This is a genomic window from Streptomyces sp. NPDC002886 (assembly GCF_042888445.1).
GTDB lineage: Bacteria > Actinomycetota > Actinomycetes > Streptomycetales > Streptomycetaceae > Streptomyces.
This window is the reverse complement of the sequence record NZ_JBIAPV010000002.1, coordinates 1,029,503-1,052,498: the sequence shown is the minus strand read 5'-3', so window position 1 is coordinate 1,052,498 and position 22,996 is coordinate 1,029,503. Positions and strand designations below refer to the sequence as shown.

Here is a 22,996-nt window from a genome sequence, read left to right as displayed (position 1 = left end):
ACCGCACGCCCCGTAGGGCCGCAGGCCCCGTAGGAACTCTCGCCCCCCGCAACCCTCACCGCGGGGGGCGAGCTCCGTTTTCGGCCGGGCTTCCCCGGCCGTGCTCAGAGCAGCGGCCAGACGTCCGCCGCCGCCGTCTGCGACCAGAGGGGGTCGCCGTGCCCGTACCCCGGGACGACGGCGAAGCGGACCCGCGTGTTGCCGCCCGCCCGGATCAGCCGGGGGCCGCGCGCGTGGTCGCCGCGGCCCAGCTCGGCGTTGACCCACACCACCTCGGCGGTGATCCGCTCCCAGTCGATCGCGTACGACTTCCCGTCGCCCGCCCAGACCGCGGTCAGGTCCCGCAGCAGGGCGTCCGGGATCAGCCCGCTGCCGAGGGCGGCGGTCGCCGCGTGCCAGGCGGCGAGCGTGGTGTGGGCGAGGCCGAAGCGGTCCGCCGCCGGGGTGGCCCCGAAGGAGTACGAGCCCGCGGCGTGGCCCTGGGTGTAGATCCAGTTCGCCGGGCCGGGCAGCAGGGCGGTGCGGACCAGCGCGAAGTGGGCCAGCCCCGCGTGGGTGAAGCGGAGCCCGGGGTCCGGGGGCCAGGGGACCTCCGAGGAGCCGCCCGGGTCGGTGACGGCCCGGGAGAGCAGGGCCGGGAGGCCCGGGTCCGTCGCGTACGAGCCCTGCGCGATCCGGGCCTCGTACGCGTCCCGGGTCTGGGCCGCCCGTACGGCCAGGTCGCCGGAGTAGGGGCCGGTCGTGTCCAGGGCCACCACCCGGGTCAGGCGGGGCGAGTCGTCGTGCGAGGCGGCGTCCAGAGCGAGCAGGGCCCCGGCGGAGTGGCCGACGTACTGGTACGGCAGCCCGAGCGCCCCGTCCAGCGCCTCCACGACCGTGGCCAGATCCCGGCGGTGCGCCGCGAGCCCCCAGTCGGGGCCGATGTCCCCCGAGGCGGCGGCGTCCTCGCGCGGGGTGACGCCGACGACGAGCAGGCCCTCGCGGCGCAGCCGGTGGGCGAGGTTCAGGTCGGACGGGGTGAAGAAGGAGGAGCCGAAGTTCAGCCCGCCTCCCGGCAGGAGGTACGCGATCCCGTGCGGGGTCCGCCGGGTGTCCGCGACCACGTCCACCGTGACCGGGGCCGGACCGCCGTCCTCGACCGGGAGCGTGAGCCGGATCCAGCCGTCGCCCGGGACGTACACCGCGGTGCCCGTGCCCAGCGTCCGCTCGATGAGGGTCAGCAGCCCGATCCCCGCGGCGGTGGGATCCGCCGGCGGGCCTGCGGGAACGCTTCCGTGCGCCGGCCGGCCGGACCCCGCTGCGCCGTGCTGTCGTGCCATGTGTGGTGCCCCCCGGCGCCTTCGCCTGCCCGGCGATGGCCGGATGCCGTCACCTGGGGACACCTTTGCCGATCATCGCGCTTCAGCCAAGTCCGGTGCCGGTTCAAGCCGTTCGAGGTCGCCTGCCCGGCGGCGCCGACGCAGTACCCGGGCGGCGATGGCGGCGCCGACCAGCACCAGGAGGGCGCCGAGCGCGGGCCACGGCACGGCGAGGAACTCCGTGGCGGAGGTGGAGACGAGGTCGGGGTAGGCGGAGGCCCCGGCGGTGATGTCGACGGTGACCCAGTCCGACTGGGGCGCGTCCGCCCACTCCTCGGTCAGCTCGATCCGCTGGCCCGGCAACAGCACGAGCTTCAGCTCACGGGCCGGCCGGTCGAGCACCCGGCGGCCGAACAGGCCCTCGGCGGACACCGTCACCTTCGGCTCGACGACCACGTTGCCGAGGTTGACCAGGGAGTACGTGATCTTGGCGCGGGAGTCCTTGACCCAGGGCAGCAGCGGCGCCGCCCGGCTCACCTTCACGTTCTCCACGCTCAGCCCCGGGGTCACCGGTCCCGGAACCCGGAAGTACAGCCGGGCGCCGACCTGGCGCTTCACCCCGACCTGGACCTTGCCCTCCTTCTGGATGCCCTCCACGGCGGTGTTGAGGGCGACGATCCCGCCCACGTGGTCACCGGGCGTCGCGTCCGCCGGGACCTTCACGGAGAACGGGAGGTCCTTGCGGCCCTTCGGCGGCACGGTGACGGTGTTCTTCGTCTCGGGCGGCAGCACGACCCAAGTCCCCACGTCCTTGGGCTTCGTCTCCACCGGCAGCAGCGCGAAGCCGCCACCCACCGGGGTGTTGACGGCGTCGGTGGCGAAGATCTGGAACGTCAGCTCCTTGTCGGAGGAGTTCACGATCGTCGCGCTGTCGCTGATGGTGGTGCCGGCCTCGCCCTGGTGGAAGAAGTACGCCCGGTCGGTCATCGCCGCACCGGCCGGGGGCGTCGGGAAGACGCCCCAGGTGCCGTTGTCCGCGGCCGTCGCGGGGAGGGCGGGGAGCAGCAGGGCGGCGAGGCCGAGGAGCAGGCCGAGGAGGAGGGTGCGGGTGCGCATGGGCGGTTCTCCAGTCGGGCCGGACGGGGAGGGGGTCGCTTGTCGGGGGTGGTGCGCGGAAGGGTGGTGCGCGGAAGGGTGGTGCGCGGAAGGGTGGTGCGGCGCCGGAGCGCCGCACCACCCGGGGTGGAGCGGGGTCGTACGGGTCAGGCGATCGAGAAGGTGACGACCGACTGGTAGGTGTCCGCGAACATGAACGGCGGGAGCTGGATCATTCCGGCTCCGCCGATCTCGAACTCGCCACCGGTCAGGTCGTCGCCGCCCGCGGCCGCCGAGGCGACCTTCATCGGGACGTCGGAGATCGCGCCGGGCGTACCCGCGGTGCAGGGGCTCGGGCTGGCCGGGTTGGTCACCTTGCAGGTCGGCTGGATGCCGATCTGCGCCGTGGCCATGGAGTGGCCGGTGACCGAGTTCAGGAAGGGCGTCCGGGTCGCCGAGACGTCCCAGCCGAGGGTCCCGCCGCGGAAGTCCTGGACGGCCATCGCGGTGAACTGACCGACGACCGACTGGGACTTGCCGTTGATGGTGACCGAACCGAAGCTGACGGCGGGGTTGCCCGCCTGCGGGCCGATGGCCAGCGGGCCGGGCAGGACCTCGACGTCGACCGGGTTCTGTACGCCCGGCTGCTCGACGATGAAGGAGTAGGTCTTGTACGGGAGGATCGACCCGTCGATCTTGATCGTGTCGGCGGGCTGGTTGACGACGATGTTGCAGGTCGCGACGCCGGCCGCGGTGGCCGTGCCGGTACCGGTGTCACCCGTGGCCGTACCGTTCTTCAGCGCGGAGCAGGTGACCGCGCCCGCCGGGAAGTTGGCGCCCGTGACGACGACTTCCTGGCCCGCCTTGCCGCTGTTGGGCGTCAGCTTGGTGGTGATCGGGTCCTTGGGCAGGGCCTCCACGGCGACCGAGCCGAGCGAGGCGCTCGGGCGCGGGTTCGGGGTGCAGGTGGTGGTGAAGACCGAGCCCATGAGGCTCGCGTCGGTCACCGCCAGGTCCAGGGCTACGTTCACCGTGGTGCCCTCGGAACCGTCCGGGATCTTGACGGTGCCGGAGAAGGCGGCCGGGTTGAGCGCCTGTCCGGCGACCACGTCGACCGTCTCGGGCGGGCTGACGACCGTCTGGAGGGTCGACCCGACCTTGAGGGTGATCTTGGAGACGTTCGTGGTCGTCACCGAGAAGCTCGGGATGACCGGACTCGGACCCGGGTCGATGGTGACCGGGACCACGTCGCCGGCCTTGGCGCCGTCCGGCAGCGTGATCGTGTAGTTCTGCGTGCCCGAACCACCCGGCTGGGGCGCGGGGGCGACGCAGTCCATCGGGACGGGCGTCGTCTTGGTCGCGGCCTGCGCGGTGCCCGACAGACCCACCACGGCGCCCGTCAGGGCCAGGGACAGAGCGCCAGCCCCGGCCAGAACTCTTCGTCGAAACGTTGTACTCACTGGGTCGCGACTCCTTCGTCATACGAACCCTCCCCCCCACCCGCTGTGTGGGGGAGGTCGAGCCGGTGCGGTGGCCGACATTGACGCGTCGCGGGATTGAGAAGTCAATGACTTGCTTTCGCCCGAAGCACACAGAAATTGATGTGCCATCAGGCCGGGTGGAACGGAGGGGCGGATGCCCGTTGGCCCGGGGCGGCGCGGGTGGGGCGGGTGGGGCTGCGGACCGGGATCCGGGCCGCGCGTTCGGACCGGGCCGCCGGGCGGGCCGGCCGGGGTCCGCCGGGGGCGGGGAGGCGCCGCCGGCGGAGGGTCCCGTACGGGCTACTCGTCGGCCGCCACGTGCAGCAACAGGTTCGGCGTCCCGGCCGGCAGGGCCGTGATCCGGTCCCGCAGGGAGTCCCGTACGAGGACTTCGGCCACCTGGGCCGGCGTCCGGCGCGGGCCGCCGGCCGCCAGGCCGCGCGCCAGCACCAGCGCGGCGGCGCCCGCCACGTGCGGGGCCGCCATCGAGGTGCCGGAGGCGCGGGCGGTGGCCGTCGTGGAGCCCTTCCAGGCGGAGGTGACGGCCACGCCGGGAGCGGAGAGGTCCACGCAGGCGCCGTGGTTGGAGAAAGAGGCCCGCCGGTCCAGTGCGTCCGTCGCGCCCACGGTGAGCGCCTGCGGGACACCGGCGGGGGAGCCGGTGCAGGCGTTCTCGGCGGAGTTGCCCGCCGCCACCGCGAAGGTGATCCCGGACGCGATCGCCCGCGTCACCGCGCGGTTGAGGGCGAAGCTGTACCCGCCGCCCAGGCTCATGTTGGCCACGGCCGGGGTCGCGGGCGACTTGAGGGCGTCCTTCACCATCCAGTCGATGCCCCGGGTGATGGCCGACAGGGTCGCGTCCCCGCGGCAGTCCGCGACCTTCACGGCGACGAGCGAGACCCCCTTGGCGACCCCGTAGGTAGCCCCGCCGACCGTGCCCGCGACGTGCGTGCCGTGGCCGTTGCAGTCCGTGGCGCCCTCCATGAACACCGCGTTGGCGCCCCAGCGGGCGCGGCCGCCGAACTCCTGGTGCAGGGTGTTGATCCCGGTGTCCACGATGTACGCCGTGATCCCCTCGGCCTTGGCCGGGTACGTGTACGAGCCGTCGAGCGGCAACTCGCTCTGGTCGAGCCGGTCCAGGGACCAGGGGGCGGGGGCCTGAACGAGGGGAGCGCGGGGAACGAGGGGAGCGGGGGGAACGGCGGGGGCGACGGGAGCGGCGGGAGCGACGGCCTCGCCCACGGGGGTGTCGTCGTCGATCCGGAAGACCGTGTCGGGTTCCACGGAGGCCACCCGGGGATCGGCGGCGAGTTCGGCGGCGCGGGCCGCGGTGGTGCGGACGGCGAAACCGCTCAGGGCCGTGTCGTAGACGGCCCCGACACTGTCGCCGGCGGCCTCCGACTCGGCGGCGAGGGCGCGGGTGGCCGCGGCGGCGGAGGCGCGGGTGGCGCCGTCCTTGAGGACGACGACGTAGGGGGCGGTGGGGGTGTCGGCGGTGGCGGCTGCGGCGTGGGAGGCGTACGGCGGCAGGGCGGTGGCCGCCGCCAGCAGGGCGGCGGCCGGGAGCAGCGCGGTGAATGCGGTCATGCCGCCGATGCTCGGCGAGGCACGGCCCGGCCGCGCGGAGGGTGCGCCGACTGGCCCCACGACACGCCGCCCCCGGGGGGCCCGCGGGCCGGGCCGCCCCTCCCGGATCCTGCCGGGCCCGAGACGCCCGGCACCGCACCCGGCCGCACGGCCGAGGCGACCACGTGGGTCCGGCACCGGACGACGGGGGCCTGACCGGCAGGATCCGAAGGAGGCGACCTAGGCTGTCTCGTCCGAATCTTGTCTGGCCCGCGCCGCCCGGCACCGCACCTCGCCGCCTTGGCGGAACGCCAAGTACGTCCAGTACTCCGGCGCCCCGCCAAGGCGCCGATGCACGGCACCGGACGACGCGGGCTCAACCGGCAGGATCCGAAAGAGACGGCCTAGCGGGCGAAGGGCCAGCCGAGCATCCTGAAGACACCCTCGTCGCGGGCGCCGGCCGCCCCGTACGTGGCCAGCGCGGCCTCGTTGTCGGTGTCGACGCCCACCCACATGCCGTAGCAGCCGCGCGACTCCGCCTCGGCGGCGAGCGCCTCGGTCAGGGCCCGGCCGAAGCCGCGCCGACGGTGGGCCTCGTCCACGGAGAGCTCGTAGAGGCACATCTCGGTGCCCTTGTCGGGGTGGATCATCTCGATGCCGGACACCATGCCGACGGGCACGCCGTCCACGTAGGCGATCAGCATCAGGTGCCCCGGCGCGGAGAGGAACCGCTCCGACCAGTCCGCGCGGGCGGGCCCGTCGAACAGGGCCTCCGCGGCCTTGAGTTCGGCGACGGTACGTGCGGGGCGGATGTCCATGGCGGTGACGATATCGGTGCCACGGGCATGCCGGAAGCGACACCGCGAGCGGCGCCGACCTCGCTGTGGGCGGTGTGCCGCGAGCGGTGCCGCCTCGGCGTGAGTGGTGGTGCAGCGAGGGGCGCCGGCCTCGACGCGGGTCATGCCGAGCGGGTGGCGGCACGAGGTGCACCGCACGGTGTGGGGAGCGGTGCCGGGCGAGGTGCCGGCCTGGGCGTGGGGAGGGCCGGCGTGAGGGGCGCCGACCTCGCCGTGGGTGGTGGTGCCGCGAGGGGTGCCGGCCTCGACGCGGGTCATGCCGAGCGGGTGGCGGCACGAGGTGCACCGCACGGTGCGGGGAGCGGTGCCGGGCGGGGTGCCGGCCTCGGTGTGGGGACGGTCGGCGTGAGGGGTGCCGACGCCGGGTGTGCGGAGGGTGCTCGGTAGCGATGCCGGGCGGGGGTGTGGGAGGAGCGACGATGGCGCGTGCCGATGGGGGACGGAGGTGGTGCGGAGTGGGGACGGACGGGTTGGTGATAATGGCCGGATGATCAACGGGGAGCACGCCTTCGACACGGAGTGGCGCGCCGCGCCGGAGCCGCTGCGCAGGGCGCTCGCCCTTGCTTACCAGGCGCTCGCGGCCGGAGGCCTGGCGGTCGGTGCCGTCCTCACGGACGCCGACGGGAAGCCGGTCGCCGAGGGGCGCAACGAGGCCTACGAGGACGGCCCGGGCACCGGCCCGCTGCGCGGTACACCGCTCGCGCACGCCGAGATGAACGCGCTGGGAGCTGCCCGCACGGGTTGGGACCTGGGCACGGCGACGCTGTGGAGTACCCAGGAACCGTGCTCGATGTGCGCGGCGGCGGCCGAGTTCACCGGAGTGGGACGGGTGCGGTACGTGGCCCCGGACCCGTGGGCGCTGTCGAGCGACAACGGCTCGGGCTCCGACGCCGACCCGGGCAGGCAGCACTGGCTGCTGGTGGCCAATGCCATGTTCCTGCGGAGCGTGGCCGTCGCCTCGGACGGTCCTGAGGAACCGCGGATCCTGACACACCACCGGGCCGTCGAACCCGAGACCACGGCCTTCCACGACAGTCTGCCCGCGGGCCTGCCGACGGCCGCCTCACCGGAGGACTGGCTGCGCCCCCACGGGGCCCTTCTCGCGGAACTCTCGGCGGCCCGCGAGCTGCGCACGCGCCGCTGAAGCCGCCGGGCGGTCGGACCAGGGTGCCGCGCTCAGGGCCTCGTGGCTCAGGGCGTCGTGGCCGACACCTGCTGGACGGGGATCCCGTCCTGCGTCCCCGCCCCGGGCGAGAGGGTGCCGTCGGTCCAGGCGTAGACCTCCTTGCCGCGCACGGTGACCTGGTACTGGTAGGCGCCGCGGCACTCGGGCCGCTCCTCGGCCCGGGTGCCCGCCGGCCACCACTTGGCCTGCAGAGTCGTCCCCGCGTGCTTGCTCGGCGTGCCCGCCGAGCACTGCGGGCCGTCCAGCGGGGTCGCGCCCAGCGTGAAGCGGAGCAGCCGTGCCTGTCCGTCGGTGCGCGCCATTATTCGCACGTCGGTCGCGTCCTTCGGCACCCAGCGCGGCAGCACCCACCTGGCGTCTCCGCGGGCCGTCTCCCCGCGCGCTGCCTGCCCGCGCGCGCCTTCCCCGTGCGTCGGAGCGTCGGCGGCCGTCGCGAAGCGCATGCCCCTCTCCTTGAACACCCGGTCGTTGATCGTGTCGGTCAGGGGGTTGCGCGGGAGGTTGGGCAGGGCGATGGCAGCGGTGGCGAGGACTCCGACGGTGGCGGCGACGATGACGAGAGGACGGCGGTTCATGTCCACGAGTATTCGCGGTGGCCGCCGTAGTCCGCGTCCCTCCCGAGGCTGAACCGAATCTCTGCCGGAAGAGTGACATCGGCTCATACCTGAGTACCGGTCCGGATCACGCGCGGAGATCCGGATCCCGCGCGGGGCAGGGGCCGGGGAGGCCGCGCAGGCACCCCGACACCCGTGACGGCGGCCCTCGTTAGAGGATGTGTGCCCCGCCGCCCAGCCCCAGCCCCAGTCCGCGCCCCCACCCCTGCGCCAGCCGTCCCCGCCCCGTCCCCGCCCCCGGCACCCGCCCGGACCGGAGTCCGGGCGTCCGCTCTCGTCGCGGGCGCCGTGTCCGCCGTACTGGCCTTCGCGTCACCGGCGTCCGCCGCCCGGCAGCAGACCCCGCTGGTTCCGCAGGACAAGCCGCTGGTGCTGAGCGGCTGGACGCAGCCCGGCGCGGCCAGCCAGGCCGCCTGGGCCGCCGCGCGCGAGAACCGGGGCGAGTGGGAGCCGTACGGCTTCGACTGGTCCACGGACTACTGCACCACGTCCCCGGACAATCCCTTCGGCTTCCCCTTCCGGACGGCCTGCGCCCGGCACGACTTCGGGTACCGCAACTACAAGGCGGCGGGCGGGTTCCCGGCGGCCAAGCCCCGGCTGGACGAGATGTTCCACTCCGACCTCAAGCGCGTCTGCGCACGCTACTCCGGCGCCCGCAAGGCCTCCTGCGACGGCACCGCGTGGACCTACTACCAGGCCGTCAAGGCCTTCGAGTAGCCCGGAGCCGCCACCACCCGCGGGCTACCCGGGCAGAGGGGAGCGCAGTTCCAGCAGGGTGATGTCCGCCGGGGCGCCGACCCGGACCGGCGGGCCGAAGAAGCCCGCCCCGTTCGTCACGTACACCTGGGTGTCGTCCACCCTGCCGAGCCCGGAGCCGACCGGATTGACCAGCTCGGTGATCGCGGTCAGCGGGAACATCTGCCCGCCGTGCGTGTGCCCGGACAGCTGGAGGTCCACCCCGTGCCGCGCGGCCTCGTCGGCGAACACCGGCTGGTGGGCGAGGAGTACGACGGGACGCGACAGGTCCCGCCCACCCAGGGCCTTCCCTAGGTCGGGCCCCCGGCCGTACTCCGCCCCGGCGAGGTCCTCGACCCCGGCCAGGTCCAGGTGGGCCCCGTTGTGCAGGATCTCCACGCGCTCGTTCACCAGCGGGCGGACGCCGACGTCGCGCATTTCGTCCAGCCAGTCCTCGACCCCGTCGTAGAGGTACTCGTGGTTGCCGGTGACGAAGAAGCTGCCGTAGCGCGATTCGAGCCCCTTCAGAGGTCGGGCCGCAGGCCCAGCTCGGACGCCGTTCCGTCCGCGAGATCGCCGACGATCGTCACCAGGTCGGCCCGCAGCCCGTTGACCATGCGGACGATCCGCTCGGTGTGGGCGCGCCCGAGGAGCGGCCCCAGATGTATGTCGCTGACGACGGCGATCCGCAGACCGGCCAGGCGCGGGCTCACCTTGGAGAGCATGACCGGTATGCGCTTGATCAGCGGGTCCCCGAGCGCGGAGGACATGCCGTGGCCCACGGTGCCCAGCGCGGTGGCCCCGGCCAGGGTGCCCACCGCCCGCCCGAGGAAGAGCCGGCGCCCGACCAGACGGTCCCCGACCAGACGGTCCCCGACCAGACGGTTCCCGGCCTCCGCCCGGGCGGGCACCGGCAGCTCCGTCGACGCCCCCGCACATGGCTCCACACATGGCTCCGCAAGCGGCTCCGAAGGCCGCCGCGACGGCGTCCGCTCCGCCCGTCGCCACCTGCGCAGCACGAGGGCCCGCGGCAGTTCCAGTACCAGGAGCATCGGCACCAGATAGAGCAGCACTCCGATCCAGGTGTACCCGGGCCACGCCAGGAACCGGCCGCCACCTCCGTCCGAGGGATCGAACAGCGGGGTGAGGATCCGGGTCCCGGGCGCCAGCAGCGCCGACAGGACCACCCCGCACGTGGCGAGCCGCCGCACGAACCTCCCCGGCCCGGTCGTGTCACGGACCAGCCGGATCCACAGGTACGAGTGGACGGCGGCGGAGCCCACCAGCATCAGCGCCGTCACTCCGAATCCCAGCATGTCTCTCTCCCGGAGGCCGGACGGATCGGATCAGGTGCGGTCGGCGTACACGCCGACCCCGGCCGTGTCGGGCGCGCCGGAGGCCCCGGTCGCGGCCGGGGACTCGGAGATGCCGAACCGCTCGTGGAACGCGCGCAGGGGCGCCGGGGCCCACCAGTTGGCCTTGCCGGCGAGCCGCATGGAGACCGGTACCAGGACCGCGCGGACGAGCGTGGCGTCGATCAGGATGACCACGACCATGCCGATGCCGAGCATCTTGAGGAAGACGATCTCGGACGAGGCGTACGTGGCGAACGAGGCCGCGAGGATGACCGCGGCCGAGGTGATCAGCGGGCCGCCGCGCTCCAGACCGGCGGCCACCGCGCCCGTGGTGTCGCCGGTGAGGTCGTACTCCTCCTTGATCCGCGACAGCATGAAGACCTCGTAGTCCATGGAGAGGCCGAAGGCCACGCAGAACGTCAGGATCGGGATGCTGGGCTCGATCGAGCCGCTCGGAGTGAAGCCGAACAGGCCGGCCAGGTTGCCCTCCTGGAAGATCCACACGAGGACGCCGAACATCACGCCCATGCTCAGGGTGTTCAGGAGCATGGCCTTCGCCGGCAGGAGCACGCTGCCGGTCATCAGGAACAGGACGAGGAACGTGGTCACCAGGATCAGCCCGAAGACGAGCGGCAGCCGGTCGACCAGCTCGGCGCGGAACTCGCTCAGCTCGGCGGGGTAGCCGCCGATCTTCACCGCGCCGGGCTCGGCGCCCTTCGCGGCGACGGAGCGGATCTCGGCGTGGGTCCGGTCGATGTCCCGGGCGACGGTGCGGTGCGTGGCGACCACCGAGTACCAGGTGCCGCGCTCGCCCGCGAACCGGCGGGAGTGCTGCCCGGGTTCGGCGATCTTCCGGCCGTTCGCGTACGAACCGGTGAGGGCGTCGACCTGGTGGATTCCGGAGACCCGGGACAGCTCGGTGGCCGTGGCCTCGATCGAGGACCGGTTGGCGTCGGTCCCGGCCCGGCCGGTGCGCAGGACCTTGATCGCGCTCGTTTCCTCGGCGGCGAAATTGTCGAGGATCTGCTGCTGCACCACTCGGCTGGACACGTCCCGGGGCAGCACCTGCGCACCCGGCACGCCGAAGGTGAGACCCAGGACCGGCGAGGCCAGCCCCAGCAGCACCACCAGCGCCGGGATTCCGTACAGCAGCGGCCTGCGCATCATGCGCAGCGCGGTGTGGTGCCACCAGCCCTGCTCGGGGCGGGTGTTCTCGTTCTTGCGGGCGACCTTGTGGCCCAGGCGGGCCAGCGAGGCGGGCAAGATCACCAGGGCCGCGAAGACCGAGGTGAGGACCGTGGCGATACCGGCGTACGCGAACGAGCGCAGGAAGGGGAACGGGAAGAGCAGCAGCGCGGCCAGCGACAGGACCACGGTGAGACCGCTGAACGCGACGGTGCGGCCGGCGTTCGCCACGGACCGTTCGACGGCGTCGGGGACCGCGCGGCCGGCCCGCAGCTCCTCGCGGAAGCGGTTGATGACGAAGAGGCTGTAGTCGACGCCGAGCCCGATGCCCATCACCAGGGCCAGGTTGGCGGCGAAGGTCGAGACGTCGGTGATGTACGTGACCCCGCGCATCAGCGCCAGGGTGGTGATCACCGAGAACAGGCCCATGCCGAGGGTGAGCAAGGCGGCGGAGAACCGGCGGTAGATGGCGAAGAGCAGGAGCAGCACCAGCGGGAAGACGATCATCTCGGCCCGCAGGAAGTCCTTGCGGGACTGCTCCGCGGCCTGCCGGAAGACCTCGTCGCCACCGCCGACCCGGACCTTCAGCTGCGCGCTGTCCCGGGTGAAGGCGGGCGAGATGTCCGCCAGCCTGGTCCGGGCCTCCGTCACCGTGCCCGACAGCCGGGCGATGATCAGGGCCTGCTTGCCGTCCTTGCCGCGCATGGTGGGCGAGTTGTCCCGCGACCAGTACGAGAAGACTTCGGCGACCCCGGGCCGCCCGGCCAGCTCCCGCTCCAGGGCGCGGCCCTCGGACGCGACGGCGTCCCCGTCCACGCCACCCCGCTCGGCGGTGACCATCAGCAGCACTCCGGGCGTTCCCGCCCCGAACTCCCGTTCCAGGACGCCTCGGGTCGTGACCGACTCGGACCCGGGGGTCTCGAAGCGGCTGAGGACCAGGCGGTCCATGGTGCCGGCGGCCAGGGCCAGGCCCAGTACGGCCAGGGCGACACCGACCCGGACCACGAGCCGGGACCGGGAGGCGGCCGTCCGTCCCCAGCGCTGCAGGGCGGGAAGGGGTTCCATGGGGGTGTGGCGAGGGGACTGCTGGGTGCGCGGCGTTCTCGGCATTTCTGCTCTCTGGACGAAGGGGAACGGTGGGGACAGGGACGAGGGTCGAGGGACAGGGCGAAGGGTGGGGGGCGGACCGGATCACCTTGGACGACAGGGTTTGACCAGCCGCTGGAGCAATCGCTGACCGACCCCGGTTCGGCCCGGAATTCGCCGTCGCCGTCGCCGTCGCGCACCCTGCGTGGAGCCCAACTACCCGACGCCGTCAAGATGTCGGGCGATGTGAGCTCTCTCTCATCCGATCCCCGGGCCGTGAGAACCAGCAGGTAATACCTAGCCTTGCGAAGGTTCATCTGGGGGTGGAAATGTCTGGTGTATTGCTGCGCGAGCGTGACCGCGACGGCGACCGCGACCGCGACTTCGAGGCGGACGGCGGAGCTGCGCCGCGACTGCGGTTCCGTCTGCTCGGGCCGTTGCAGACCCATCGCGGAACGAAGGCGCTGGAGCTGGGTCCGCCGAAGCAACGGGCCTTGCTGGCGGTCCTGTTGCTCCGGCCGGGCCTGGAGACCGGTATCGATCAGCTGGCGGAGGCCCTCTGGGGGGACGACTGTCCGGCCTGCGCGAAGAACCTGATCCAGAAATCCGTCTCGGGCCTGCGCGGCCTCCTGTCGGCCGAAGAAGGCAACGGCCGGGGCGTCTGCCTGGAGTGGTCGGGCGGCGGCTACCGGATGGACATCGGCGACTCCGAAGTCGATCTGTACGCGTACGAACGACTGGCGGCGGCCGGCATCGCCGCCGCGCGCAGGGGCGAGCTCCCGCAGGCGGCCGAACTGCTGGAAAGGGCGCGCATGATGTCCACGGGCCCGCTCGCGGAAGGGCTGGAAGGGCCCATGCTCGAACGCGAACGGCTCTACCGCCACGAGCGCTTCCTCGCGGACATGGAGGTGCGCGCCGAGCTGGAACTGGAGCTGGGCGGGCACCGCAACGCCGTTCCGTACCTGTACTACGCGGTGGACAAGTACCCGCTGCGGGAACGCTTCCTGTGGCTGCTGATGCTCGCGCTCCACCGCTCGGACCGCGGCAACGAGGCGCTGACGGTGTACTCCGGCCAGCGCGCCCGTGTGGTCCGGGAGCTGGGCGTGGAGCCGGGCCCGGCCCTGCGGGCGCTCCACGCGCGCCTGCTGCTCCAGGACCCGCAGCTGATGGTGATGTCGTCCCTGCGCCAGGACGGGCCAAGCGTTGAGAAGGCGCGTGCTCCAGCTCCTGGGCTACGGGGCTGACCTGGGCACATGGAGGCGGTGCCAGCCGTTGTCGTGGCCGAGCCCCGCCGCCGGCGCTGGGGTCATCGGGACCCTGGACGCGTCATCGAGCACTCCTCGGCGCCGGGAACCGAGCGCATGATCGCGGCGGAGTAGATTTTCGGCATGTCTGACTACCTCGCGCGTACCCTCGCCGCCTACGGACAGGGTGTCCACACGTACGAATCCGCCACGAAGGACATGGTCCCGGACGCCGAACTCGACACCTTCGTCGCACTGTTGCCCGACCCGGCGGGTCCGGTACTGGACGCCGGCTGTGCCTTCGGCCGCGATACGTCCCTCCTCGCGGCCAGGGGTCTGGCGGTGACCGGCATCGACCTGAGCGAGCCCCTCCTCGGCCGGGCCCGGGAGCTGCACCCCGCCCTCGACTTCCGCAGCATGGACGTGTGCGCGCTGGACTTCGCGGACGGCGGTTTCGCTGGCGTCTGGTGCCAGGCCACGCTGCTGCACCTCAAGGACGAGCACGTACGGACCGCCCTCGGCGAGTTCCACCGGGTGCTGCGCCCCGGCGGGGCGCTGTTCGTCAGCTTCAAGGAGGGGCAGGGCGAAGAGGGGATCGTAGAGTCGTTCAGCGCCGACGCGGCCCGCTTCTTCCGCTACCAGACCGCGGACCGCGTTCGGGACATGCTCGAAGCGGCCGGGTTCGCCGACCCGGACGTACGCGTCGTCAACGAGCTGGAGCGCTACGGGCCGGGGCACCGTGACCTCAACTGGGTGTCGGCGTACGCCCGCAAAAGGCCGGTGGCCGCACGCCATAAGGCGGACCCCGCTCCGATGGTGGAGCTAGGCGGACACGGCCACCGGTAAGACCCCGAGCTTGTCAGCACCCGGAGTACGCGCAGCCTCGCAACCTTCCCCGTGCACGTCAAAGGAGATTCCGGCAAGCCGGCCCCCGCGGACCCGGTGACAGCCGGACAGCCCCGGACTCGGGAGGGGGAGCCTCCGGCGCTTACGGCGGCGCTACGCGGGCCGCGCTAAAGTGCCCTGACCTGCACGAAAGCCCTCCGCATGGGAGGGCTTCGGGGTGGGACGGGAAGTGTGCCCCCGGCAGGACTCGAACCTGCGGCCAAGTGCTTAGAAGGCACCTGCTCTATCCACTGAGCTACGGGGGCCGGAAGGTGGCCGTGGTGGCCTGGAGCCCCTGGGTGGGGGTGGGGCTGTGGTCCGTGCCGGGTCAAGGATAGGGCTCCGGTTGCCTTGTCCCGGTTGCTTCACTCGCGTGCCACGATGTGGAGGTTCGGTGAAGCGGTCCCGATAATCGCAGGCAGGTGCGATTCTCGCACCGCTTTTGCGCCGTGGCGCCCTGGGTGTTGTGCACTCGTTATGCCTGCGCCCCACTCGTCCGCTGTGTCCGGGATGTGCCGCTGGAGTAGCGCTCGGCGCGCAGAGGACGTATAAGCTTCAAAAATGCTCCTAAATTGGGCATTCTTCGCATGTGGTGACCTTGGATGTTCGGCCTCAGCTGCTCGATGCCCTGTCCGCCCTGCGCGACCGGGTCGCGTCCGTGCGTCTGCCGCTGCCCCTGCCCGGCGCCCCCCGCGCCCGCCAGACCAGAGCGGAGCTGCTCGCGCAGCTCGACGACTACCTCGTACCCCGGCTGAAGGCGCCGGAGGCGCCGCTGCTCGCCGTCGTCGGCGGGTCCACCGGGGCCGGTAAGTCCACCCTCGTCAACTCCCTCGTGGGGCGCCAAGTGAGTGAAGCCGGGGTACTCCGGCCCACGACGCGCACCCCCGTCCTCGTCTGCCATCCGGATGACCACCACTGGTTCGCCGGAGTGCGGGTGCTGCCCGATCTGATGCGGGTCTGGGCCCCCCAGGACGACGAGGACACCCCCGCGTCCGCCCGGCGGACCCCCCGCCGGCCGGGTGACAAACACGGGCACGGGTACCCGGCCACCACCCGCGAGGTCCGGATCGAGACCGTCTCCACCCTGCCCCGCGGCCTCGCCATCCTCGACGCCCCCGACATCGACTCCCTGGTCGTCGACAACCGGACGCTCGCCGCGCAGCTCATCTGCGCCGCGGACGTCTGGGTCATGGTCACCACCGCTTCGCGGTACGCCGACGCCGTGCCCTGGCACCTCCTGCGCACCGCGAAGCAGTACAAGGCCACCCTCGTCACCGTCCTCGACCGGGTACCGCACCAGGTGCTCGCCGAGGTCTCCCGGCAGTACGGGGCCCTGCTCACACGGGCCGGGCTGGGCGAGGTGCCCCGCTTCACGGTGCCCGAGCTGCCCGAATCGGCGGGCGGGGGCGGGCTGCTGCCCGCCAGCGCCGTGGCGCCGCTGTTCGCCTGGCTGGCGCACCACGCGCAGGACCCGGCCGCCCGCCAGTACGCCGTCGGGCGCACCGCCCTCGGCGCGCTCGATTCCCTCGGGCGCCGGATGCCGGAGCTCGCCTCGGCCGTCGCGGCCCAGCACGCCGCGGCCGTACGGCTGACCTTCGCCGTCGAGGACGCCTACAAGAGGGAGGGCAAGCGGGTCCGGGGCCGCCTGGACCGGGGCGCCGTACTCGCCGGAGACGCGCTGACGCGCTGGCGCGGCTACCCGCTCGACACGAGCGCCGACGAACTGCTCGACTCCCTCGCGGAGTCCCTCGCGGCGCTGCTCCAGTGCGCCGTCGCCGCCGCCGACGAACGCATCGCGGAGGCCTGGCGCCGCGAGCCCGCCGCCGGTGCGGTGTCCCTGCCCGCCCCCGACCGCGAGGCGGCGGAACGTATCGGCATGGCCGTGCGCCGCTGGCGGCGCGTGCTGGAGGAACTCGCGGAGGAAGAGGTGGCGCGGCTCGACAAGCAGCCCGCGCCCGACCCCGACGGGGTCGCCGCCCTGCTCGTCGCGGCCCTCCTCGGCGGCAAGCGGGCCCGGCCGGCCGGGGAGAAGCTCGCCGAACGGATCGGAGTCCAAGCCGCCGTACGCCTGCGGGACCGGGGCGGCGAGCTCGTCGCCGAACACCTCGACCAGGTGCTGCGCGCCGAACGCGACCGCCGCCTCGCCCCGATCGAGGCGCTCGAAGTCAGTCCCGAACCCCAGGCCGAGCTGATCGCCGCGCTGTCCGTACTGCAGAAGGAGAGGTGACGCGGTGACCGCCCTGACCGACCGCACCGACGACCGCTGGGACGACGGACTGATCGCCCGTTCACGCCCCCGGACCAGCGAGGACGACTGGCCCGTCGGCGGTGACGAGGAGGGCGACGAAGCACTCGTACGAGCGGTTTCCGGAGCCGGAAGCGACGGAGGCAAGGCACCCACGCCCCCGCTCAGCCCCGAGGCGCAGGCCCTGCGCGTCCGCCTGGACGCGCTGCGCCAGCTCATCGGGCTGTCCCGGACCAGGATCCTCGACGGAAAGACCCTCGCCGAAGCCGGACGCGTCCTGGACGAGGCGGCCGCGCGCCGCGGGCTGTCGGCGCAGCACACCGTCGTGGCCATCGCCGGGGCCACCGGAAGCGGCAAGTCCACGCTCTTCAACTCACTCGCCGGAGTGCAGATCTCCGAGACGGGGCTGCGCAGGCCGACGACCGCCGCACCCATCGCCTGCAGCTGGTCCGACGGCGCCGCCGGACTGCTGGACCGCCTGGAGATCCCCGGACGGCTGCGCCGCCGCCCCCGGGAGACCTCCGAGGCCGAGGCGCTGCGCGGCATGGTCCTCGTCGACCTGCCCGACCTGGACTCGGCCGTCGGAGCCCACCGCGACCACGTGGACCGGGTACTGGCGCTGGTCGACGCGGTGGTGTGGGTGGTGGATCCCGAGAAGTACGCGGACGCCGTCCTGCACGAGCGCTACCTGCGCCCGCTGGCCGGGCACGCCGAGGTGACCTTCGTCGTGCTGAACCAGGTGGACCGGCTGCCCGGGGAATCGGCCGATCTCGTCCTGGACGACCTGCGCAGGCTCCTCGACGACGACGGGATCGCGCTCGGCGAACACGGCGAGCCCGGAGCCACCGTTATCGGACTTTCCGCCCTTACGGGTGAAGGCGTCGGGGAACTGCGCGAGATGCTCGGACAGTTCACCCAGGAGAAGGGCGCCGCGACCCGTCGCATCTCCGCCGACGTCGACAAGGCCGCTGCCCGCCTGCGACCGCTCTACGTGGCCGACGGCCACCCCGGGCCGGAGATCGGGGAGACCGCGCGCGCCGAGTTCGAGGACCGCCTCGCCGAAGCGGTCGGGGCGTACGCGGCCGGGCTCGCCGCCGAGCGCGCCTGGCGGCGCAACGCCGGCAAGGCCTGCGGCACCCCGTGGCTGCGCCTGTGGCGGTGGTACGAGAGCCGGCGCGCCCCGCGCTCGCTCGGCGGCCTCGCCGCGCTGGCGGCCATGGGACGTTCCGCGACGGCCCCCGAGCTGCCCGTCGAGGAAGAGGTGACGGCCCGCCAGCGGGTGGAACAGGCCGTACGGACCGTCGCCGACGAGGCGGTCATCGGCCTGCCCGACCCCTGGGCCCAGGCCGTACGGGAGACCGCGGTCCGCGGCGCCGAAGGGCTCCCGCAGGCGCTGGACGAGATCGCGGTGACCCTCGGACCGGTGGTCGCCCTGCCCAGCGCGCGCCCGCCGCGGCCCTCGTGGTGGCCGGCGGCCGTGCTCGCGCAGGCGGCCATGACCCTGCTCCAGATCTACGGCGGGCTGTGGCTGGTCGGGCAGATCGCCGGGGTTCTCGCACCGAACCTGATGCCGCCGGTCCTGCTGATGGTGGCCGGCATCATCGGCGGACCGCTCGTGGAGTGGGCCTGTTCGATCGGGGCCCGGGGCCCGGCACGGCGCTACGGGCAGGACGCGGAGCGCCGGCTGCGCCAGGCGGCGGCCGGCTGCGGTCGGGCCCGGGTGCTGGAGCCGGTGGCGGCGGAACTGCTGCGCTACCGGGAGGTGCGCGAGCAGTACGCGGCGGTGGCGAAGTTGTCCACAAGCCGTCAGTAGTCCACAGCCGCCGACGGGTTCCGGCCGTCCGGGCCAGCATGGTCCTACGCCGTGCGGATGGTCCGGACGGGTGGGGAACGCGGGTCGGGGCGGAGCGCGGTCGAGCGCACCGCCGGACCCCGGAAGGGCGGCCGGGATGAACGACACCCAGGTGACGCTGGTGGGTTACGTGGCCACGCAGATCGACTACAAGGACACCGCGAGCGGTCCGGCGGCCCGGTTCCGCTTCGCGGTCACCCCCAGGTACTACGACCGGAAGAAGGAGACCTGGGCGGACGCGCCCACCAGCTTCTACACGGTGTGGGCGCGGCGCGGCCTCGCCGTGAACCTCGCCGGTTCCGTGTCGGTGGGTGAACCGCTGGTGGTCCACGGAAGGCTGCGGGTGCGGGAGGACCCGCCCGACGGGGAGGGCAACCGGTGGTTCTCGGCCAACATCGACGCGACCGCCATCGGGCACGACCTGAACCGCGGCACGGCGGCCTTCCGGCGGGTCGTCAGGACGGACGTCCCACTGATGGCCACTCAGAAGGCGGCGGTGGTCTGAGTGTTCGAGGAGGCTAGGATTCCCCGGTACTCACGGGCACCTGGGCCTTCGGCCCGAAGGGGAAGACTGTGTCGATTGCCGTTCCCGCTCCCTCCACTCCTGCCGCCGCCGGCGTCGCTCCTGGCCGCCCTCCGGGCGGTGTTCCGGTTCCTGCTGCCGCGCGGACCGGCGACGCACCGGCGGCGCGCACCACGGTCGCCGCGGCCATACGGGGTTCCGTACGGCGGCCGATCGCGATGGCCCTGCTCGCCGCCGCGCTGGCCGGCGCCCCGGGCGCGGTGGCGGTCGCCGACACCGGTCCGGCCACACCCCGGACACCGGAGGGAGCGAGCGCCGTCCTCGACGGGCTGAAGACCTACGGACAGGCCGTCCTGCGCGGCCCGGACGGAACGGTGCGCCGGATCCCCGCCGGGCTGTACGAGATGCGGGTCGACGGCGGCGGCATGCTCCAGACGTACGGAGTCGGCGTCGAGGGCGCCGCGCAGCCCCAGGCCCGGTTCACGGAGATCGGATGGAGCGGCACGCCGCTCGCCGGGAACGGCGAGGCGGGCCGGATCCGCTGGGTACTGGAGCACTCCTACCCCCAGCTGAACGATCTGGCCGGTCTCGCCAAGGCCGCCGGAGCCCCGGCGCTCACCGCGGAGAGCGCCGCGGCCGGGACCCAGGTGGCCATCTGGCGCCTGGCCGAGGGAGTGGCGGTGGAGGCCGTCGACCCGGCGGCGGAGAAGCTGGCCGACTACCTCCAGCGGGCGGCGCGCAGGCTGCCCGAACCGCCGGCGTCGCTCGCGGTGGATCCCGGCGAGGTGTCGGGGCCGCTGGGCACCCGGATCGGGCCGGTCACCGTCCGTACGGGTGCGCAGAGCGTGAGCGTGACCCCGGACCCGGCGGCCCTGGCCATGGGGGTGCGGGTGGTCGATGCCCGGGGCCTGCCGGTCACCTCCGCGGTCAACGGAGCGAAGCTGTACTTCGAGGTGCCGGAGGGGACGGCGGACGGCAGCGCCGAGGTCACCCTCCGCGGGAACACGCGCGTGCCCGTCGGCAGGGTCTTCACCAGCGGGGTCCCGGCGCAGGTCCAGATCGTGGCCGGCTCCAGCGAGTCCGCCGCGGTGGCCACGGCGACGGCCACGTGGCCACAGCTCCCCGTCGCCCGGCCGGCGGACGAGGCGGCGTCGGGCGGGGCCCCGGCCGGGGCGTCCGGCGGGACGATGGCGGCACTGGGCGCGCTGTCGGCCTCCGCCGCCCCGGAACCGGAGCCGGACACCTCCGGGGAACGGCTGGCCGCCAGCGGCAGCTCGGCGGCCACCCCGGTGATCGCCTCCCTGGCGGTGGGCCTGGTCGTCCTGGGCGGCCTGGTCGTCCTCCTCCTGCGCAAGCGCCCCCTGGAGGACGGCCCCGGCCCGGACCGGGCGACGGGCCCGGAGTAGGACCCGGGCCCGGAGTAGGACCCGGGCCCGGAGTAGGACCCGGGCCCGGTGCGGGACACGGGCCCGGAGCAGGACCGGAGCGGGAAGCGGACCGGCGCGCCCGGGGGCCGGGGCGGGTGTGGTGGCTGGTTGGGATCCGGGGGTTCGGGTAGAGGCAAGAAATGGCTGATCAAGATCTGACCTGGCGGGGCGCGGTCGCGCGAGGGGACCGGTGGCTCTTCGACGTCGTGGCCGGGCGGCACTGGCCCGGGGCCGACCGGGTGCTGCCGCGGCTCGGCCGGGCCGCGAACCACGGCCTGCTGTGGGGCGGGGCCGCCGCGGGGATCGCCGTCCTCGGCTCGGCCGGGGCCCGTAAGGCGGCCGTGCGCGGGGTCGCCTCGCTGGCGCTGGCCTCCGCGACCATCAACACCGTCGGCAAATGGTCCGTACGCCGGCCGCGCCCGGTGCTGGACGGGGTACCCGCCGCGCGACAGCTCGGCACGCAGCCGCGGACCACCTCCTTCCCCTCGGGGCACGCCGCGTCCGCGTTCGCCTTCACCGCCGGCGTGGCGATGGAGTCCCCGCTCTGGGGCGCCGCGCTGGCCCCGGTCGCCGCCTCCGTCGCCTTCTCCCGCGTGTACACCGGCGTCCACTACCCCTCGGACGTGCTCGCGGGCGCCGCGCTCGGGGTGGCGGCCGGACTCGTCGTGCGCCGCCTCACCCGGGACGCCGTGGAGGCCCGCATCGTGCCCGGCGACGAGCGCGCCGCCGTGGCACCCGCGCTGCCCGACGGGGCCGGTCTCACGGTGGTCGTGAACACCGGGTCGGGCACGGCCGCCACGACGGGGCTCGACGTACTGCTGCGCGAGCGGCTGCCGAAGGCCGAGCTCGTCGAGTGCGAAGGGCCGGACCTCGCCGCGGAACTGGCCTCGGCCGCCGAGCGGGCCGCCGTCCTCGGCGTGTGCGGCGGCGACGGCACCATAAACGCCGCCGCCACCGCCGCGCTGCGCGCCGGGATCCCGCTGGCGGTGTTCCCCGGCGGCACGCTCAACCACTTCGCGCTCGACCTCGGCCTCGCCGGGATCGAGGACACCTGCCGGGCCGTGGCGGACGGCCACGCCGTCCACATCGGCGTCGGCCGCTTCACCCCGGGCCCCGGCCCGGACCCGGAGGACACCAGGGCCGGGTACTTCCTGAACAACTTCAGCATCGGGGCCTACCCGGAGCTGCTCGGCACCCGGCTCCGCTGGGCCCCCCGGATCGGCGGCGGCCCCGCCGCCCTCCTGGCGGCGTACCGGGTGCTGCGCGCGGAGCGCCCGGTACGGCTCAAGCTCGCCGGGAAGCCGCGCAGCGTCTGGCTGCTCTTCGCGGGCAACGGCACCTACCAGGGCACGGGCCCGGCGCCCCGCTACCGCAAGAGCCTGGGCGAGGGCCTCCTGGACATCCGGCTCGTCCACGGCGGCGGCCGCCCCGGCCCCCGCCTGCTCGCGGCCGCCTTCGCGGGCCCGCTGACCCGCTCCCCGGTCCACGTCGCCACCCGGCTGCGCAGCCTGCGCCTGAGCGACATCCCCGCCGGCACCCCGCTCGCCTACGACGGCGAGTACGCCCAGGCCCCCACGGCCCTGGTCCTGGACGACCTCCCGGACGCCCTGAGGGTCTACCGCCCCCGCTGAGGCCGACCCCGCTGAGCCCGGTCCCGGCCCTGGGCGCCGCCGGAGGCCGGGGGCCCGGGCCCGCGCTCAGACCATGCCGAGATCCGCCCGCATGGTGCCCCGCATGACGTTCGAGCATTCCGACAGCCTGAGCAGCTCGGCATGGATCTCCTCGAAGGAGCAGTCCGGCCCGGGAGCACCCTCGGCCAGCCGCATCGTGCGGGCGTACGCCCCCGCCATGCCCCGGGTCATCGAGTCCAGTTCCAGAAGGACGGCGGCGGAGGCGATCATCTGCGCCTGCGCGAAGGCGGCGTGATGGCTGCCCCGGGCTTCCTCCAGCGCCGTCCGCGCGGGCGCGGGCCGCTCCGCCGGATCCGCCGGATCTGCCGGCGCGTTGTGGACGGCCCAGAGGAAGGACATGAGCGCGATGCGGTACCGCCGGTACGCGGCGTTCGTCGCCGCGTAGCACTCCCGCTTGCGATCGCGCTCCGCCAGCTGCTGCTCCCGGGCCCACCCCACCTGCGCGACCCGCTGCTCCCGCTCGAACTGCGCCGCCTGCACCCGCGCCACCATCCGCTGCGAAAGCACCGTCGCGAGCAAAGTTCCGGCCACGCCGACCACGGCGGCTCCGAGCGCGATCAGTCCGCTGTCCATGCGTCCCCCACGTCCCCCACCTCGGCCGCAGCCCCCCGCCACGCCCTCGTCGGCATCATCCTGCCGTGCGGCACAAGGCCTCGGGACCGTTTGGCGGA

General features: G+C 73.8%; 19 protein-coding genes and 1 tRNA gene. 9 read left to right on the top strand and 11 right to left on the bottom strand.

The window, feature by feature from the left end; all coding sequences use genetic code 11:
* Positions 1–104: 104 nt before the first annotated feature.
* From ACFYYB_RS10970 to ACFYYB_RS10950, 5 genes are all read right to left on the bottom strand, one after another.
* Complete coding sequence (locus ACFYYB_RS10970; RefSeq protein WP_389434613.1) at positions 105–1,319, bottom strand: hypothetical protein; 1,215 nt, start codon at positions 1,317–1,319, stop codon at positions 105–107.
* 72 nt (positions 1,320–1,391) lie between these two features.
* The gene (locus ACFYYB_RS10965) at positions 1,392–2,414 is read right to left on the bottom strand and encodes a WxL protein peptidoglycan domain-containing protein (protein ID WP_389434611.1); all 1,023 of its coding nucleotides are present in this window, start codon (positions 2,412–2,414) and stop codon (positions 1,392–1,394) included.
* Positions 2,415–2,560: 146 nt separating this feature from the next.
* A complete protein-coding gene (locus ACFYYB_RS10960) occupies positions 2,561–3,853 on the bottom strand; it encodes a hypothetical protein (RefSeq protein ID WP_389434610.1) in 1,293 nt (430 codons plus the stop codon).
* 321 nt (positions 3,854–4,174) lie between these two features.
* Positions 4,175–5,461 (bottom strand): S8 family peptidase, encoded by a 1,287-nt coding sequence (locus tag ACFYYB_RS10955; protein WP_389434608.1) that lies wholly within the window; start codon positions 5,459–5,461, stop codon positions 4,175–4,177.
* A gap of 383 nt (positions 5,462–5,844) precedes the next feature.
* On the bottom strand, positions 5,845–6,258 hold the full coding sequence (locus ACFYYB_RS10950; RefSeq protein ID WP_389434607.1) for a GNAT family N-acetyltransferase: 414 nt from the start codon (positions 6,256–6,258) through the stop codon (positions 5,845–5,847).
* 526 nt (positions 6,259–6,784) lie between these two features.
* Between ACFYYB_RS10950 and ACFYYB_RS10945 the strand changes: the two genes are divergently transcribed.
* Complete coding sequence (locus ACFYYB_RS10945; RefSeq protein WP_389434606.1) at positions 6,785–7,441, top strand: nucleoside deaminase; 657 nt, start codon at positions 6,785–6,787, stop codon at positions 7,439–7,441.
* Between the two features lie 47 nt (positions 7,442–7,488).
* Here ACFYYB_RS10945 and ACFYYB_RS10940 read toward each other — a convergent pair whose 3' ends face one another.
* Positions 7,489–8,058 (bottom strand): hypothetical protein, encoded by a 570-nt coding sequence (locus tag ACFYYB_RS10940; protein ID WP_389434605.1) that lies wholly within the window; start codon positions 8,056–8,058, stop codon positions 7,489–7,491.
* Positions 8,059–8,385: 327 nt separating this feature from the next.
* On the opposite strand from ACFYYB_RS10940, the gene ACFYYB_RS10935 reads away from it, so the two are divergent.
* Positions 8,386–8,814, top strand: coding sequence for a phospholipase (locus tag ACFYYB_RS10935; RefSeq protein ID WP_389434604.1), 429 nt, complete (start codon positions 8,386–8,388; stop codon positions 8,812–8,814).
* Positions 8,815–8,838: 24 nt separating this feature from the next.
* On the opposite strand, the gene ACFYYB_RS10930 is transcribed toward ACFYYB_RS10935, so the two are convergent.
* From ACFYYB_RS10930 to ACFYYB_RS10920, 3 genes are all read right to left on the bottom strand, one after another.
* Positions 8,839–9,270, bottom strand: a complete 432-nt coding sequence (locus tag ACFYYB_RS10930) for a metallophosphoesterase (protein ID WP_389434603.1) — start codon at positions 9,268–9,270, stop codon at positions 8,839–8,841.
* Positions 9,271–9,356: 86 nt separating this feature from the next.
* Positions 9,357–10,148, bottom strand: a complete 792-nt coding sequence (locus ACFYYB_RS10925; protein ID WP_389434602.1) for a hypothetical protein — start codon at positions 10,146–10,148, stop codon at positions 9,357–9,359.
* A gap of 30 nt (positions 10,149–10,178) precedes the next feature.
* On the bottom strand, positions 10,179–12,437 hold the full coding sequence (locus ACFYYB_RS10920; RefSeq protein WP_389434601.1) for an MMPL family transporter: 2,259 nt from the start codon (positions 12,435–12,437) through the stop codon (positions 10,179–10,181).
* 350 nt (positions 12,438–12,787) lie between these two features.
* On the opposite strand from ACFYYB_RS10920, the gene ACFYYB_RS10915 reads away from it, so the two are divergent.
* The gene (locus ACFYYB_RS10915) at positions 12,788–13,702 is read left to right on the top strand and encodes a BTAD domain-containing putative transcriptional regulator (RefSeq protein WP_389434600.1); all 915 of its coding nucleotides are present in this window, start codon (positions 12,788–12,790) and stop codon (positions 13,700–13,702) included.
* Positions 13,703–13,846: 144 nt separating this feature from the next.
* Positions 13,847–14,548 carry a class I SAM-dependent methyltransferase gene (locus ACFYYB_RS10910; protein WP_389434599.1) on the top strand — a complete coding sequence of 234 codons (702 nt, stop codon included), beginning with the start codon at positions 13,847–13,849 and terminating at the stop codon, positions 14,546–14,548.
* Between the two features lie 232 nt (positions 14,549–14,780).
* On the opposite strand, the gene ACFYYB_RS10905 is transcribed toward ACFYYB_RS10910, so the two are convergent.
* A tRNA-Arg gene (locus ACFYYB_RS10905) sits at positions 14,781–14,853 on the bottom strand.
* Positions 14,854–15,185: 332 nt separating this feature from the next.
* Between ACFYYB_RS10905 and ACFYYB_RS10900 the strand changes: the two genes are divergently transcribed.
* The 5 genes from ACFYYB_RS10900 to ACFYYB_RS10880 all read left to right on the top strand — a co-directional run bounded on the left by ACFYYB_RS10900 (position 15,186) and on the right by ACFYYB_RS10880 (position 22,265).
* The gene (locus ACFYYB_RS10900) at positions 15,186–16,814 is read left to right on the top strand and encodes a dynamin family protein (RefSeq protein ID WP_389434598.1); all 1,629 of its coding nucleotides are present in this window, start codon (positions 15,186–15,188) and stop codon (positions 16,812–16,814) included.
* A 4-nt stretch (positions 16,815–16,818) separates the two neighbouring features.
* Complete coding sequence (locus ACFYYB_RS10895; protein ID WP_389434596.1) at positions 16,819–18,645, top strand: GTPase; 1,827 nt, start codon at positions 16,819–16,821, stop codon at positions 18,643–18,645.
* Positions 18,646–18,781: 136 nt separating this feature from the next.
* Entirely contained in the window at positions 18,782–19,189 is a 408-nt protein-coding gene (locus ACFYYB_RS10890) for a single-stranded DNA-binding protein (RefSeq protein ID WP_327306705.1), read from the top strand.
* A gap of 68 nt (positions 19,190–19,257) precedes the next feature.
* On the top strand, positions 19,258–20,613 hold the full coding sequence (locus ACFYYB_RS10885; RefSeq protein ID WP_389434594.1) for a thioester domain-containing protein: 1,356 nt from the start codon (positions 19,258–19,260) through the stop codon (positions 20,611–20,613).
* A gap of 161 nt (positions 20,614–20,774) precedes the next feature.
* Entirely contained in the window at positions 20,775–22,265 is a 1,491-nt protein-coding gene (locus tag ACFYYB_RS10880; RefSeq protein WP_389434592.1) for a bifunctional phosphatase PAP2/diacylglycerol kinase family protein, read from the top strand.
* Between the two features lie 66 nt (positions 22,266–22,331).
* Here ACFYYB_RS10880 and ACFYYB_RS10875 read toward each other — a convergent pair whose 3' ends face one another.
* A complete protein-coding gene (locus ACFYYB_RS10875; protein WP_389434590.1) occupies positions 22,332–22,898 on the bottom strand; it encodes a hypothetical protein in 567 nt (188 codons plus the stop codon).
* Between the last annotated feature and the right edge of the window lie 98 nt (positions 22,899–22,996).

What these genes read in the sequence shown, in the direction of transcription:
- ACFYYB_RS10915 (WP_389434600.1), top strand. Translation starts at nt 12,788, where the DNA reads ATGTCTGGTGTATTGCTGCGCGAGCGTGACCGCGACGGCGACCGCGAC.
- ACFYYB_RS10940 (WP_389434605.1), bottom strand. Translation starts at nt 8,058, where the DNA reads ATGAACCGCCGTCCTCTCGTCATCGTCGCCGCCACCGTCGGAGTCCTC.
- ACFYYB_RS10880 (WP_389434592.1), top strand. Translation starts at nt 20,775, where the DNA reads ATGGCTGATCAAGATCTGACCTGGCGGGGCGCGGTCGCGCGAGGGGAC.
- ACFYYB_RS10955 (WP_389434608.1), bottom strand. Translation starts at nt 5,461, where the DNA reads ATGACCGCATTCACCGCGCTGCTCCCGGCCGCCGCCCTGCTGGCGGCG.
- ACFYYB_RS10925 (WP_389434602.1), bottom strand. Translation starts at nt 10,148, where the DNA reads ATGCTGGGATTCGGAGTGACGGCGCTGATGCTGGTGGGCTCCGCCGCC.
- ACFYYB_RS10950 (WP_389434607.1), bottom strand. Translation starts at nt 6,258, where the DNA reads ATGGACATCCGCCCCGCACGTACCGTCGCCGAACTCAAGGCCGCGGAG.
- ACFYYB_RS10930 (WP_389434603.1), bottom strand. Translation starts at nt 9,270, where the DNA reads ATGCGCGACGTCGGCGTCCGCCCGCTGGTGAACGAGCGCGTGGAGATC.
- ACFYYB_RS10910 (WP_389434599.1), top strand. Translation starts at nt 13,847, where the DNA reads ATGTCTGACTACCTCGCGCGTACCCTCGCCGCCTACGGACAGGGTGTC.
- ACFYYB_RS10945 (WP_389434606.1), top strand. Translation starts at nt 6,785, where the DNA reads ATGATCAACGGGGAGCACGCCTTCGACACGGAGTGGCGCGCCGCGCCG.
- ACFYYB_RS10920 (WP_389434601.1), bottom strand. Translation starts at nt 12,437, where the DNA reads ATGGAACCCCTTCCCGCCCTGCAGCGCTGGGGACGGACGGCCGCCTCC.
- ACFYYB_RS10965 (WP_389434611.1), bottom strand. Translation starts at nt 2,414, where the DNA reads ATGCGCACCCGCACCCTCCTCCTCGGCCTGCTCCTCGGCCTCGCCGCC.
- ACFYYB_RS10875 (WP_389434590.1), bottom strand. Translation starts at nt 22,898, where the DNA reads ATGGACAGCGGACTGATCGCGCTCGGAGCCGCCGTGGTCGGCGTGGCC.
- ACFYYB_RS10970 (WP_389434613.1), bottom strand. Translation starts at nt 1,319, where the DNA reads ATGGCACGACAGCACGGCGCAGCGGGGTCCGGCCGGCCGGCGCACGGA.
- ACFYYB_RS10890 (WP_327306705.1), top strand. Translation starts at nt 18,782, where the DNA reads ATGAACGACACCCAGGTGACGCTGGTGGGTTACGTGGCCACGCAGATC.